The sequence below is a fragment of the Dehalobacter sp. genome, from assembly GCA_023667845.1.
Taxonomy (GTDB): domain Bacteria; phylum Bacillota; class Desulfitobacteriia; order Desulfitobacteriales; family Syntrophobotulaceae; genus Dehalobacter.
Map to the genome: position 1 here is coordinate 186,406 of JAMPIU010000206.1, position 13,184 is coordinate 199,589.

Consider the following 13,184-nt stretch of genomic DNA (forward strand, 5'->3'; position numbering starts at 1 on the left):
AAAGGAAATGGCCGTGATTTTTTTATTAACGATAGCTTTTGTCGCCATAGGATTATTTGAAGTCCCTGCTCTTGTCAAAAACAAGCACTGGCGGGAACTTACCGTCTTTTCGGTCTTATTTCTGTTAGCGTTTATACTGGCTCTATTACAAGCAGCAGATGTCAAAATACCCAGTCCAGTCAAAGGCGTGGAATATTTGATTAAGGATATATTAAAAATTAGTTATTGATACTAGAAATCAAAGAAACTCCACCAAAATTTGCTATATTTGAAATATTCCTTTGACATATACTTTCATTCCAGTTATACTAAAGCAGCTCGTTCATTTTGTGGATTTACTAATAACCTCTCCATTGCCTAAAGCTCTGGGAAGCTATGAATTCTTCCCATAAAGCGGGTAATATATTTTGGAGGTTTTTTTATGTTTGAAGACAAAGTTTTAACCTGTAAGGACTGTGGAAATGAGTTTTCCTTCTCCGTTTCCGAACAAGAATTCTACGCAGAAAAGGGATTTACCAATGAACCTGGCAGATGTCCGGAATGCCGCTCTGCGAGAAAGGCACAGGGTAGATCCAACAACCAATACGGTCGTCCGCAACGAGAAATGTTCCCAGCCGTCTGTGCTACTTGTGGAAAAGAAACTCAAGTCCCTTTCCAACCCTCAGGTGACAAACCGGTTTATTGTCGTGATTGTTATCAACCACGCACACGAAATAATTGGTAAGTATTTGAAAGAAGCCTTCCTAGTACACACACTAGGGAGGCTTTTTTATTTCGGGTCTTCTTATACCATAAGCAGCCCATAAGGATATTTTTGCGCTATATTGGCTCATGCGGACACTTTAAATGGTTGTATTCTTGATAATTCATAGAATAGTGGCGATTTATAACCCAATGCTGAATGAAGCCTTCGGCAATTGTAGTAAATATTAATCCATTGCTTAAGTCCAATCTGAGCTTGCTCAATACTCTGAAAGTATCGCTTGTAAACAAATTCTGTCTTCAAGGTTTGAAAGAATGATTCCATTGGAGCATTGTCATAAGGATTCCCTTTACGGCTCATACTGCCGAGAATTTTGTGCTTATCCAGTAACTCCCGGAATGCCTTGCTAGTATACTGACTGCCACGATCTGAATGATGAATAAGTCCTGGAGCAGGCCGCTCCTTGGCAATTGCCAAGGAAAGAGCCCGACAAACCAATTTGGCATTTGGCTTCGTTCCAAGTGCCCAACCTACTATTTTTCTACGGCACAAATCCATGACAGCTGCGAGATAAGACCATTTTCCGTTTGTTCTGATGTAGGTAATGTCGGCTAGCCAAACTTTATTAATCTCTGTAACTTTAAACTCTTGGCCCAGCAGATTGGGAAATGCCTGTTCATTGGGATCAGCCTTCGTGGTTTGCGGCTTGTACTTGCTCTTGATCTTCGCTTTAATGCCATTCTGATGCATAATCCTTTGAACTTTGCTCCGGCCGCACTTGACGTTATGTTCCTTGTTCAGAGATTCATAAACGCGCTTGACACCGTAGTTATGATCATTATCCCGTTCAATCTTTCTGATCTTGGCAAGGACCACGGCGTCTTTATCCTGGTGACTCGGACAGCCGGAAGCCACCCACTGATAATATCCGCTTCGGGAAACTTCTATGACTTGGCATAACTTCTTAACAGCATATTTGAAGCGGTATTTATAAATAAAGGCGTATTTTACTTGCTGTTCTTTGCGAAGTATGCCGTGGCTTTTTTTAGGATCTCGACCTCTTCTTCAAGTTCTTTAATACGTCTTTGGGCTTTCTTTAACTCAGCGTCTTCAGGTTTGAGGTTCCCTGATCCAGGGAAGGCATTTTCAGGATCTGTTTTGAATTGTTCAGCCCATTTATATATGGTATTAACATGCAATCCCAGTTCTTCTGCTAGGCTTGTAGCTGTTCTTCTTCCTTCAAGATAGACCTGGGTAATTTCTCTCTTGAATTCCGGATCAAAATTCTTTCTTGTACTCATTTTCTGACACCTCTCTGGCTTTATTATACTAGCCATTTGCGGTGTCCACAAAATCCATTACGGGGCATTTGGAACGTATAATTTTTTTCAACCTTTTACCATTTTATAAAAATGTTTATGGATATTAATTATAGCTTTATTTTACAAATGAAGCTTATTAGAAGCTTATTAATTTATTAACCATTAATTCATTGACATTAATCATTGACATACATTTTTATAAATGATAAAATAATTGATTTGCTATATATCACTTTCTATGATATGCTTAATTAGCTACTGACTCAGGGAGGTGAATATATGTTCCAAGTTGGTGATCAGATTGTCTATCCTATGCATGGAGTGGGAACTATTGAAGCTATTGAAGAAAAAGAAATCTTGGGGAAAAAAAGAATTTACTATATTGTCAACGTACCCCAAACCAGGATGCAAATGATGATTCCCCAGGATAAAGCTGAAAGCTTTGGCATCCGGAAGCTGGTTGAATCCTCTATCTTTGAGGAGATTCTGGAAAATTTTAATGAGGGAATTACTGATCCCCTGCTTTATAAAAACCAGAAATACTGCACTGATTTAAATACGAAAAAGATGAGAAGCGGCGATATTTTCAAAGGGACAGAAATAATCCGTGATTTAACGCGAAAAAACCTCCTTGGTAAATTGGGAAAAGAAGATTCCAAAATGTTGGAGGGCGCCCGTAATATATTTATCAGTGAACTGATGCAAGTAAGATGTATGACTAAAGAGAAAGCAACAGATTTATTAGATTCAGTGTTAGCAGCCAACGTATTAGATGTAGAATTTCAGGAGGTAAAATAATTTGAAACCATATACTTGGTATGATTTTAGTTATTTATCGAAAAAACAAAAACTTCAGTTTCTGATCGACATAAAACCATCAGCAGAAAAAAATGGCAGATTTGATCTAATCTTATACAACAAATACGCAGAGCAGTTTGGTTTAGACAAAACCAAAGAAGCTTAAATTATACCACACCACCAGCGATTTTAAGTATATTCATAGCTCTTTTCCCAAGACCCTGGGTTTAAAATCCAGGATCTTTTTTAATAGGGGCTGATAGAGGGTGTCTTAGCCCTAAGTCTGGACCATATTAACCCCTGAAAACAATAACCTAAAAGAAAAATAAACCCCTTAGAAGGCCGTTGAAAAGCTTAAGAAACTGTATTTTTCGGCAAAAAGAGTTAAGGAGCTTTATAATGCAGCTTGGTAGATATTAATGATATCTTCAACCGATCCCTGCCTGGGGTTTGTTAACGTGCAAATATCTTTTATCGCATTATTGGCCAGTTTTTCAATATCACCTTCCTTAAGACCCATCATAGATAGTTTTTCGGAAATACCAATTACAGAAGACAAATGTTTAATCGATTCGATAATAATATTTATTGCTTGCTCCTTACGATGTGTAACCGTCCCCATAGCTTCGCATAATTTCAGAATCCGATGCTCCGGTATCGCCGTAGAATTGAATCTAAAAACATGAGGCAGTAGAGCAGCATTATTGAATCCATGAGCCCCATTATAAAAACCGCCCAGCTGATGCGCCATTGCATGCACATAGCCCAGACCGGCGCTATTAAAGGCAAGTCCTGCCATAATATTTGCATACATCATTTTTTCTCTGGCTTCCAAATCATTGCCGTTCTCATAGGCTCTCGGTAAGTACTCAAATGACAACCTCAGTGCATCCAAAGCCAAAACATCTGTAATCGGAAATGCTTCTGTCGAAACAAACGCTTCTATCGCATGCGAGACAACATCAATTCCAGAACTAGATGTTACTTCCTTCGGCATCGTGGTCATAAAAATTGGATCGTTTACGGATATAAACGGTGTCAATAAAGCTGAAGTGATTACCATTTTCACCTTTCTTGTATTGTCCGTGACGATTGCGGTATGTGTTACTTCTGCTGCGGAACCAGCCGTTGTGTTGATTGTAATAAGAGGGATCATCGGTTTGGTTATTTTGTTATATCCTTCATAGTCTGTAATGGAGCCACCGTTTACAGCGACTGCAGCAATCGCTTTTGCACAATCATGATTTGTGCCGCCGCCGATAGAAATGATTAATTTATAGTCTCGTTTAAAGACATTCCAGCCGTGCTTAAAATATCTTAATCCGTCCTCAACAAAAGGTACTGTCGGATTGGGATGTAAAATCCCGTCAAAAATATCGTAGGAAATAAATAGACTCTTCAGTATCTTTTCAATATTTTCAACATACCCAAGTTTGATCATATTCTTATCAGTCACAATCAACGCTTTACTTAATTTCCAGGACAATAATTGATTAGGAAGATCCTTAATTGCCCCAACGCCGATTAAATTGGTTTTAGGGATAAAAAAATTATGGGTATTTTCCAAGGCCAACCACCTTATACTTTGCAAAATAAATTATTAGGGAACCATTTTCTCTCTGCTTTTACCATCGACGAAATGGTTCCATTTTAAAAATGCCCAGGTAGCAACCGAAAACCAGACCGTAAAACCAATCAGCGGCAGAATTAATCTGCTGAAAGCTTCGAAAATCCCTATATCAAGCAATAGATTATAGTATAAGATCGAAGCAAACACTCCTGCTGCGATAGAAATATAATAAAACGGCTTTTGTCTTGGTAAATAATAAAAATAGATGATGAAAAACGCCGTCCAGGCAATGTTGGCAAAAAGATGAACACCGATGAAGCCAAAAGGACCAAAATTCGTCCAATAAAATAATCCAGTAAAATACCCGAAAGCGTGGACAATAGAATCCATCATTCCACCTAAAACGACACCAAACAAAGATAATCGTCGAATATCTTTTTTAGGTACAATGACGATTAAGAGCAAAGTAAAAGTCACAGCATAAAACGGATGCAACAAAAAAATTGGCATTACTGCAATCCCCTTTATATTATATGCAAGCTTAGGATATCCATTAAGGCATTTAATTATTCGGATATTAGAAGAGCTCCGTTTAACGTTTTCATTTTTTAATAGCCCGGAACAGTTCCGGCAGTTCTTCCAAACAATACTCCAGCAGCTTGGCAAGTCTTCCTTCTCCGAGTTCCTGAACCTCGGCTAGCCGGTATGACAGTCCCAGTAGCTTATATTTTTCAATACCCATCTTGTGATAAGGTAGCAGTTCCATTCGTTCCACAGCTACTCCGCTATCATAAATAAGACTGCACAGGCTGACGATATCATCTTTCTTGTCGTTGATGCCCGGTACTACCACATGCCGTATCCATATCCGGCAGCCTGCCGCCGAAGCCGCATGCAGAAAATTCATTGTCGTACTTAGACTGCCTCCGATATATTGATCATACCGCTCTTGATCCGGCATTTTGATATCCAGCAGAACCGTGTCGGTATTTGCCAGCACCTTGGCTACATCCTCCGACGGTATTGTGCCGGCAGTATCCAGAGCCGTGTTGATATCAGCCTTTTTAAGCTGTTTGAACAGTTCTGCCGCAAAAAGGGGCTGCATAAGCGGCTCTCCGCCGGAAAGCGTGACACCGCCTTCCCGGCCAAAGTAAGTGCGGTAATGCATCGCTTTTTGCACCAAAGCTTCCGCAGTGAACTCCCTCCCCCCATTCCTATCCCAAGTATCGGGATTATGGCAATAGATACAGCGCAATGGACATCCCTGCATGAAAATAACCATTCTCAATCCAGGTCCATCCGCTCCTCCAAGGGTCTCAATGGAGTGTATCCTTCCCGTCTTTTCTATTTCTTCCGTCTTGCCGCTCATCTGCTTACTGCCTCATAGCCTTTCATGGTAGGTCCTGTTGATGACCTCCTGCTGCTGCTGGCGGCTTAGCTTGTTGAAGTTGACTGCATAACCCGATACGCGTATCGTCAGGTTAGGATAACGTTCCGGATGCTCCATAGCGTCAATCAGTTGTTCACGGTTCAAAACGTTAACATTGATGTGATGGGCCTTCATATCAAAATAACCGTCTAAGACCGCTACCAGGTTGCTCTTCTGTTCCTCACAGTTCTTGCCGATGGTGGAAGGAGTTATGGAAAAAGTACAGGATATCCCGTCCCGGCAGGCTTCATACGGAAGCTTTGAAACAGAATTCAACGATGCAAGCGCCCCGTTTGCCTCTCTGTTATGCATCGGATTAGCACCGGGAGCAAACGCTTCGCCCTTTTTCCTTCCGTCCGGGGTTGCACCTGTCTTTTTACCGTAGACCACATTGGAGGTAATTGTCAACACCGAAAGGGTGTGCACGGCGTTCCTGTAAGCAGACGTCTTTCTCAGCTCCCCGATAAAATCCTCTGTCAGCTCTGCAGCAATCAAGTCCACACGGTCGTCATCATTGCCGAACCGTGGGTATTCTCCATCTATTTCAAAGTCCTGGATCAGGCCTTTTTCGTTTCTGACTGCCCGGACCTTGGCATATCTAATCGCACTCAAAGAATCCGCAACCACGGAAAGTCCGGCGATTCCGAAAGCCATGAAGCGTTCGACATCCGTGTCATGCAATGCCATCTGCAGCTTTTCGTAGGCATACTGGTCATGCATATAATGGATGACATTCATGGTATTAACATACAGCCTGGTGAGCCATCCCTGATAAAAAGCGAACCGCTTCATGACATCCCCGTATTCCAGTAAACCGGCCTTAACCCCTTCGGATACAGGCCCGACCTGTTTGCCGGTGATTTCATCCCTTCCGCCGTTTAAAGCCATAAGCAACATCTTTGGCAGGTTGCAGCGTGCTCCGAAATACTGCATTTGCTTGCCTATCTTCATCGCCGATACGCAACAGGCGATCCCATAGTCATCCCTATATAAAGTGCGCATTACATCGTCGTTCTCATACTGTATAGAGTCGGTATCGATAGACACCTTGGCGCAATAACGTTTAAAAGCCTCCGGCAGCGCCGCGGACCACAGCACAGTTAGGTTAGGCTCGGGTGCCAGTCCTAGATTATATAGCGTATGCAAGAAACGGTAGGACATTTTAGTAACCAGCGTCCTTCCGTCCTCGCCCATACCTCCGATAGCCTCCGTGATCCACATGGGATCCCCGGCAAAAAGCTCATTGTATTCTGGTGTCCGAAGATGCCGGGCCATTCTCAGTTTAATGATGAAATCGTCTATGATCTCCTGGACCTGCCGTTCAGTCAATCTTTGCTGATCAATATCCCGCTGAGCATAGATATCCAGAAATGTGCTAACCCTTCCCAGGGACATGGCGGCACCGTTCTGCTCCTTAATCGCGCCAAGATAGCCAAAATATAACCACTGAACCGCCTCTTTAAAATCTACGGCCGGTTGGGATATATCGAAACCGTAAAGCTCCGCCATCTTTTTAAGCTTTTCTAAAAAATCGATCTGCTTGTACAATTCCTCGCTTACTTTGATATTCTCCATGTCCATCAGCAACTGACCCTTTTTACGCTTATCTTCTTTTTTCCCTGCAATCAGCCTGTCAACGCCATATAGTGCTACACGCCTGTAGTCGCCGATGATCCTTCCGCGTCCATAGGCATCCGGCAGTCCAGTAATTATTCCGCTCCTGCGGGCTTCCTTCATTTCATCGGTGTAGACACGGAAAACACCGTCATTGTGCGTCGTCTTGTAAAAGAACTCTCTTTCGATTTTCTCATCCATGGTATAACCATAGGCCTTGCAGGCCTTCCTGGCCATATTGATCCCGCCAAAAGGATTGACTCCTCTTTTTAACGGCCTGTTGGTCTGAATGCCAACGATGAGTTCCTTTTCCTTGTCCAGATAGCCCGGGGCATAGCTTAGCAATGAAGAAACCGTTGAGGTATCGATATCCAGCACGCCGCCGAATTCCTTCTCAAGCTTTTGCAGCCTTGAAAGTTTCTCTAGAATATGCTGAGTCCGGTTCGTTACCTCCGTTAAAAAAGTTTCATCTCCTTCATAAGGCTGGTAATTTGCTTGTATGAAATCCCTGACATCAATTTCCTGCTGCCATCTGCCGTCTTTGAAGTTTTCCCATCCTGTATTATTCATCATTTTAACCCCCCTAATTTGCCAGATTCTGAATTTTATGAGGGTGACTCAGAAAATAAAAAAACCTGGACAATATTTATACTGCCCAGGCGGTCGACGTTTGAATTCTTCCAATCCCTTATGGTTAAACCCATATGTCCGCCAGTCTTGGAAGCTTACCGATATTCTATTACGGATGTAATGACTTTGTCAATTACCCGTTTATATGGAGCTATGTTTATTCAAAGTGCGAACAGAATACGCTATTCAAGTACGTCAAAAGGGACTGGATCATTGTTTTTTAGGTCTATATGTAATGTGCCGTCATAATCAAGAGACCCCAGTAATACTTCTTGCGCCGAATTAACCTTTTGTTTCTTCAATTCATGAGTTAACCACTTTTCATCCCGGTTCACAAGGCTGAGATGTTTTTTTAAGACTGTTCCGTCAATAATCAGGTTGGCAGCAATGCCTTTAGCGGAAGTATTTATATTCATATCTTCAGGTGTTATAGGTTGTCTTTGTGCTTTAAGTTGAATACTGACTTGGCCGCTTGTCTCAAGGATTGCGTTTTCTACATCGCTAATACTAAATGCACCTTTGTTCCTGCATTCCTCCATTACTTCATTGATATGAAATCTGGCTTTCTTTAAGTTTTGTTCGATCAATTTGCCATTCTGTATTAAAATTGTCGGCACTCCACATAAAAACTTTCTGGCACGGATACTTCTCCGGGATACATAAGAAGACAGTAATACAAAGCTACCATAAATAAGAATTCCGAGTATTCCATGTAAATAAGGAATTTCATTATCGATTGCTAAAGATGCAGCAATAGAACCAATAGAAATGCCTATTGTGTAATCAAAAAAACTTAATTGAGAGAGTTGTTTTTTTCCCAATAAGTGAGTTAACAAAAATAAGATAATAACTGAAAGTATGCTTCTGAGCACAATATCTAAAATACCGATGATATTATCGTTCATAGTAGCCGCCCCCTGTATAACTCGACCCAATTATTATGCGTATTATACATTCAAAGACAGAGAATTATACACCAAATGCCTTATCAATCCACCTTTTATTTTTTTCACCTGTTGCTTCAATGTACAAACGGCAGTAAAACAGAACGCTTACAATGCTTTCAAGCTTCTTAAACGGCAAACCAGGAAAAAGGTAGTTTTACATATTCGTGACGATATCCCGACCCAAAAGCTCCGCTTATGTCTGTCCGAACATCCTTTTGGCACTTCTGTTGATGCGCTTCTACACACAGATTTCTCTCTACTCAGGCATCCTAGCTACGGGGCGCCCTGGCGCTTACCCCGACTGGACTTTCACCAGCTAGATAATGCGTGCTTAGCTGGGCACGCCAGAAAATAAAAAACCTGGACAATATTTATATTGCCCAGGCGGTCGACATTTTAACTCTTCCAATCCCTTATGGTTAAACCTATATGTCCGCCAGTCTTGAAAGCTTAGAGATATTCTATATGGTTGTAATGGCTTTGTCAACTACCATTTTATGTAAGCTGTATTTATTCTGTGATATTTTTTAGTTTCATCTTTGATGAAGCTTTTTTCCATTATGGTCAGACTGTCCGAAAAGTCAAGTAAAATAGCTTAAAACAAAGCCCTTAAAATCCATATAATGGTATAAAACGCTACCAACATCAACCGAAAAGCATATTTTTATCTTGTTTTTTTATTTATTGTTGGTATCAATCTACAATGAATAAATTATTTTCCATGATTAATTTGTCTTCATTAATCAGAGAATATTTAGAAAAGGAGGATGATTACTTTGCTGAAAATAAAAGATCGGGAAACACTTGCAATTGTTTCAGGCATTATTGGTTTGGTAGGAATGACTCTTGTTGATGGAATTTCCAGGCGAGCACGAATATCTAAACGATCATATCGGGAAGCTGCGGCAGGAATGTTTTTATCGAAGAGTCAAGCAAAAAGCGTGAAAGGACAGGCTCTTGGCTTAATTATGAACTCTGCCGTTAGCATCATCGGAGCTAATTACATTATTAAGCGTTTGACCCAAAGCGGTCGCGACAAACTTGTGACTAAAGGAATCGTATCTGGGACTGCTATCGGCGCAATCGCTACGGCCATTCCAAATGTTGTTCCCAAGAATCGTGTTAAACCTAAAGATGCGGCAAGCAATCTATCCTATGTTGCTAGTAATATTGTGTACGGAATGCTTGCCACTATCGCAGCTGCTATATTTGGACATGATTCATTATTCGATGCTCCCCCTCAAAATGACTACTTAAAACCGACTGACAAGACGAGTGAGCAAGTGAAATTAGCTGGTGTAGTAGGCTAAACTTCTATTCGAGTATAGGAATTCTCTCCTAAATTTTGAGGAATTCCTATACTCTTTAAAATCTCTGTGTAAACCTTTGACATTTCTATTACAAAAACTCTATCACCCATTTTTAACAAATCTATTCTGAATGGTAATCGACTTTTACCTAGTAATAACCATTTGTACGTGGAGTTTGAGAACTCTAATTGCACCCGTTTCTGGCATAGTCAATTCCTTTATTTAGTAGTTCCTGCAACCGCTGGGGATTATTAGACTCTGCGTAGATACGTACAACAGGCTCTGTTCCTGATGCTCGAAACATCACCCAGCTGTCCTCCAAATAAAGCTTGCATCCATCCGAACTATTGCTTGCCAAGACTTCCAGCCCATCCAGCGTCTTCGGTGGATTATCAGCCAGCTCCTTCATCAGCCGTACCTTTTTATCTGTTTCCAGGTGCAGGTCTTCGCGGTCATAATAGCACCAACCCAGTTCCTCCATCATCTCATTAAGCAGTTGCCCCAATGTCTTGCCATAAGCAGCCACTATCTCAATCAAAAGAAATCCCAACAGTAATCCATCCCGTTCGGGGATATAATTTTTTAATCCTATACCGCCCGACTCCTCACCACCGATTAGAATATCTTCGTTCAGCATCAATGTCGTGATGTACTTAAAGCCAACCGGTGTTTCGTAAAGTTTCAGACCGTGCTTTTTGGCCATTCGCTTCACCAGTTCGGATACCGTCAGCGTCTGCGCCACACCGCCGTTCCATCCACGCTTCTCGACAAGATATTTTATCAAGAGGGCCATAATTTGATGGGGATTGATGAAGCGGCCATCAGCATCCATTGCTCCGATACGATCACCGTCGCCGTCGGTCGCCAGGCCGATACTGGCCTTATGTTCTTTCATCGCCTGCCTCAGGGCATCCAGGTTCTTCTCTATGGGCTCCGGGTTTATACCGCCAAAGGAAGGATTGAACTCGCTGTGCACCTCGACCATATTCAGCCCGTAGCTTTTTGCCAGTTCGTTCGGATAACCCATTGCGGCACCATGCATGACGTCGAAGACAATTTTCCCTTTAAAGCCGGCCATCATCTTTGGGTTCAGCATGGCCTTAACATGTTCCAGATAGGACTCCCAGGGTGAGAAATATTCCACATCTGACGACAAGGCAACCTTGGAAAATGTTTGTCCGCCAGCTTCCAGTTGGCGGATACACTTTTCAATCTCCATGATGATTTCAGGAGAAGCAGAACCGCCATAAGAAGCCTTGAATTTGAGACCGTTATACTCCCCTGGATTATGACTGGCAGTTATCATCACCCCACCGGCAGCTGCACAATCTTTGACCTTCCAACTTAGCGCCGGCGTCGGCAGGATACTGTCGGCTAGCCAGACCTTAACCCCTTTGCTGGCCAGCACAGCCGCACAGTCACCCGCATACTCCGCTGACAAAAAACGCGCATCATATCCAACAACGATGCCTTTGCCCGCTTCTTCACGACCGTTCACATAGTTTGCTATTCCTTCGGCGACCAGGCGCACATTATTAAAGGTAAAATCTTCGCTTATAATCCCCCGCCAACCGTCTGTTCCAAATCGTATCATTCCAAACCCCCTCATTTTATACAAGCACTTTTCCCGGTCACTACTTTTTCTTTAGGTACTTTCCTCGATTCATTGGCTTGGAAGCTGGCTGCAAAACCGTGCTGGTTACAGAGAGCATACCTGCCCAAATTCTGTGAACACTTCTTTGCTAAAACCTCAATCATCTCGTCAAACGGATGGTTGAATTTTTGGACGCCTTCTTGCTCGAGTTGCTGGGTTACCTTTTCGATGTTGATGCCGAGCGCCGACAATCGCAGCAAAACCCTATTGGCTCCCTTGATATCTTGTTCGAGGCGGGCTTTTGGTTCGCCGTGGTCGCGGTAGGCATCGAAGGTTTCGACCGGGATCGTGTCCACCGTGTTTGCTCCTATGAGCGCCTCAACATATTTAACATCGCTGTATTCCGGGTTCTTCGTACCGGTGCTGGCCCAGATCAACCGCTGCACACCGGCACCCTGGTCAGCCAATCTTTTAAAACGATTACTACCGAAGGTTTCCTTATAGATTTGATAGGCAGCCTTGGCGCTGGCAATGGCAACTTGCCCGTGAACCTGCTTCGCAAGCTGCGTCTTATCGCCCCCTTGCGCAATTATTTCTTCCAGCAGCGGATCCACCAGTGTATCAATTCGACTTACAAAGAAACTTGCCACAGAGGCCACACGCTTCACAGCCTTTCCCTGGGCCAGACGCGCTTCAAGGCCGGCGATGTAAGCTTCGGCAGCCTGTCGATAGCGAGGCAATCCAAAGAGCAACGTCACGTTGATGTTGATTCCCTCGCTAATGAGTTGTTGGATCGCTTGCAGCCCTTCTGTCGTTGCCGGGACTTTGATGAAGACGTTAGGGCGATTCAAGGCAGCCCATAAACGGCGAGCTTCAGTAATTGTGCCGTTAGTATTGTATGCCAGATGCGGATTGACCTCCAAGCTGACATATCCATCTTTGCCGTTAGTCTCGTCGTACACAGTCCGAAACTCAGCGGCTGCACTCTGCACATCACACCGGCTGAGAGCTTCATAAATTTCCATGCTGTCTTTTTCATCTAGAGCCATGCTCCTAATGTCCTCATCGTAATCATGGCTGCCCGTAATCGCCTTTGCAAAAATAGCTGGATTCGAGGTCATCCCCCGCAACCCATCTTCTTCAATCAGGCACCGAAGCTCACCGCCGGTGATCAGATCGCGGCGGATATCATCCAGCCAGATGGGCTGGCCGAGCATTCCCACTTGTTTTAAATGATTTTCTTTAATAAGACTAGTCATCATTTTTC

14 protein-coding genes and 2 riboswitches are annotated in these 13,184 nt (G+C 42.8%); of the genes, 5 read left to right on the plus strand and 9 right to left on the minus strand.

Annotated elements, in window-relative coordinates:
- Window positions 1–7 precede the first annotated feature (7 nt).
- Window positions 8–229, plus strand: coding sequence for a hypothetical protein (locus tag NC238_17335; GenBank protein MCM1567673.1), 222 nt, complete (start codon window positions 8–10; stop codon window positions 227–229).
- 192 nt (window positions 230–421) lie between these two features.
- Complete coding sequence (locus NC238_17340) at window positions 422–724, plus strand: zinc-ribbon domain containing protein (GenBank protein MCM1567674.1); 303 nt, start codon at window positions 422–424, stop codon at window positions 722–724.
- A gap of 105 nt (window positions 725–829) precedes the next feature.
- Here the strand turns inward: NC238_17340 and NC238_17345 are convergent, their stop codons facing one another.
- Window positions 830–1,699 (minus strand): IS3 family transposase, encoded by an 870-nt coding sequence (locus tag NC238_17345; protein MCM1567675.1) that lies wholly within the window; start codon window positions 1,697–1,699, stop codon window positions 830–832.
- 11 nt (window positions 1,700–1,710) lie between these two features.
- Window positions 1,711–2,004 carry a transposase gene (locus NC238_17350; protein MCM1567676.1) on the minus strand — a complete coding sequence of 98 codons (294 nt, stop codon included), beginning with the start codon at window positions 2,002–2,004 and terminating at the stop codon, window positions 1,711–1,713.
- A gap of 300 nt (window positions 2,005–2,304) precedes the next feature.
- Between NC238_17350 and NC238_17355 the strand changes: the two genes are divergently transcribed.
- Window positions 2,305–2,823, plus strand: a complete 519-nt coding sequence (locus tag NC238_17355; protein MCM1567677.1) for a CarD family transcriptional regulator — start codon at window positions 2,305–2,307, stop codon at window positions 2,821–2,823.
- Between the two features lies 1 nt (window position 2,824).
- Window positions 2,825–2,989: a hypothetical protein gene (locus NC238_17360; GenBank protein MCM1567678.1), complete on the plus strand. Its 165-nt coding sequence runs from the start codon at window positions 2,825–2,827 to the stop codon at window positions 2,987–2,989.
- A 228-nt stretch (window positions 2,990–3,217) separates the two neighbouring features.
- Here NC238_17360 and NC238_17365 read toward each other — a convergent pair whose 3' ends face one another.
- From NC238_17365 to NC238_17385, 5 genes are all read right to left on the minus strand, one after another.
- The gene (locus NC238_17365) at window positions 3,218–4,396 is read right to left on the minus strand and encodes an iron-containing alcohol dehydrogenase (protein MCM1567679.1); all 1,179 of its coding nucleotides are present in this window, start codon (window positions 4,394–4,396) and stop codon (window positions 3,218–3,220) included.
- Between the two features lie 27 nt (window positions 4,397–4,423).
- On the minus strand, window positions 4,424–4,903 hold the full coding sequence (locus NC238_17370) for a hypothetical protein (protein MCM1567680.1): 480 nt from the start codon (window positions 4,901–4,903) through the stop codon (window positions 4,424–4,426).
- Between the two features lie 91 nt (window positions 4,904–4,994).
- On the minus strand, window positions 4,995–5,762 hold the full coding sequence (pflA, locus tag NC238_17375) for a pyruvate formate-lyase-activating protein (GenBank protein MCM1567681.1): 768 nt from the start codon (window positions 5,760–5,762) through the stop codon (window positions 4,995–4,997).
- A gap of 12 nt (window positions 5,763–5,774) precedes the next feature.
- Window positions 5,775–8,009, minus strand: coding sequence for a formate C-acetyltransferase (pflB, locus tag NC238_17380; protein ID MCM1567682.1), 2,235 nt, complete (start codon window positions 8,007–8,009; stop codon window positions 5,775–5,777).
- Window positions 8,010–8,082: 73 nt separating this feature from the next.
- Window positions 8,083–8,165, minus strand: a riboswitch (ZMP/ZTP riboswitch).
- An 83-nt stretch (window positions 8,166–8,248) separates the two neighbouring features.
- Window positions 8,249–8,971 carry a DUF421 domain-containing protein gene (locus tag NC238_17385; protein ID MCM1567683.1) on the minus strand — a complete coding sequence of 241 codons (723 nt, stop codon included), beginning with the start codon at window positions 8,969–8,971 and terminating at the stop codon, window positions 8,249–8,251.
- Window positions 8,972–9,384: 413 nt separating this feature from the next.
- Window positions 9,385–9,467: riboswitch (ZMP/ZTP riboswitch) on the minus strand.
- A gap of 313 nt (window positions 9,468–9,780) precedes the next feature.
- On the opposite strand from NC238_17385, the gene NC238_17390 reads away from it, so the two are divergent.
- On the plus strand, window positions 9,781–10,323 hold the full coding sequence (locus NC238_17390) for a hypothetical protein (protein ID MCM1567684.1): 543 nt from the start codon (window positions 9,781–9,783) through the stop codon (window positions 10,321–10,323).
- A 184-nt stretch (window positions 10,324–10,507) separates the two neighbouring features.
- Here NC238_17390 and NC238_17395 read toward each other — a convergent pair whose 3' ends face one another.
- Both NC238_17395 and tal read right to left on the minus strand, forming a co-directional pair.
- Window positions 10,508–11,917: a phosphoglucomutase/phosphomannomutase family protein gene (locus NC238_17395; GenBank protein ID MCM1567685.1), complete on the minus strand. Its 1,410-nt coding sequence runs from the start codon at window positions 11,915–11,917 to the stop codon at window positions 10,508–10,510.
- Between the two features lie 11 nt (window positions 11,918–11,928).
- Complete coding sequence (tal, locus tag NC238_17400) at window positions 11,929–13,179, minus strand: transaldolase (protein MCM1567686.1); 1,251 nt, start codon at window positions 13,177–13,179, stop codon at window positions 11,929–11,931.
- Window positions 13,180–13,184: the final 5 nt, after the last annotated feature.

Excerpts from the sequence above, each read along its gene's own strand:
- NC238_17350 (MCM1567676.1), bottom strand. The coding sequence starts at position 2,004 with ATGAGTACAAGAAAGAATTTTGATCCGGAATTCAAGAGAGAAATTACC.
- NC238_17355 (MCM1567677.1), top strand. The coding sequence starts at position 2,305 with ATGTTCCAAGTTGGTGATCAGATTGTCTATCCTATGCATGGAGTGGGA.
- pflA (MCM1567681.1), bottom strand. The coding sequence starts at position 5,762 with ATGAGCGGCAAGACGGAAGAAATAGAAAAGACGGGAAGGATACACTCC.
- NC238_17395 (MCM1567685.1), bottom strand. The coding sequence starts at position 11,917 with ATGATACGATTTGGAACAGACGGTTGGCGGGGGATTATAAGCGAAGAT.
- NC238_17390 (MCM1567684.1), top strand. The coding sequence starts at position 9,781 with ATGATTACTTTGCTGAAAATAAAAGATCGGGAAACACTTGCAATTGTT.
- pflB (MCM1567682.1), bottom strand. The coding sequence starts at position 8,009 with ATGATGAATAATACAGGATGGGAAAACTTCAAAGACGGCAGATGGCAG.
- NC238_17335 (MCM1567673.1), top strand. The coding sequence starts at position 8 with ATGGCCGTGATTTTTTTATTAACGATAGCTTTTGTCGCCATAGGATTA.
- NC238_17370 (MCM1567680.1), bottom strand. The coding sequence starts at position 4,903 with ATGCCAATTTTTTTGTTGCATCCGTTTTATGCTGTGACTTTTACTTTG.
- NC238_17385 (MCM1567683.1), bottom strand. The coding sequence starts at position 8,971 with ATGAACGATAATATCATCGGTATTTTAGATATTGTGCTCAGAAGCATA.
- NC238_17340 (MCM1567674.1), top strand. The coding sequence starts at position 422 with ATGTTTGAAGACAAAGTTTTAACCTGTAAGGACTGTGGAAATGAGTTT.
- tal (MCM1567686.1), bottom strand. The coding sequence starts at position 13,179 with ATGATGACTAGTCTTATTAAAGAAAATCATTTAAAACAAGTGGGAATG.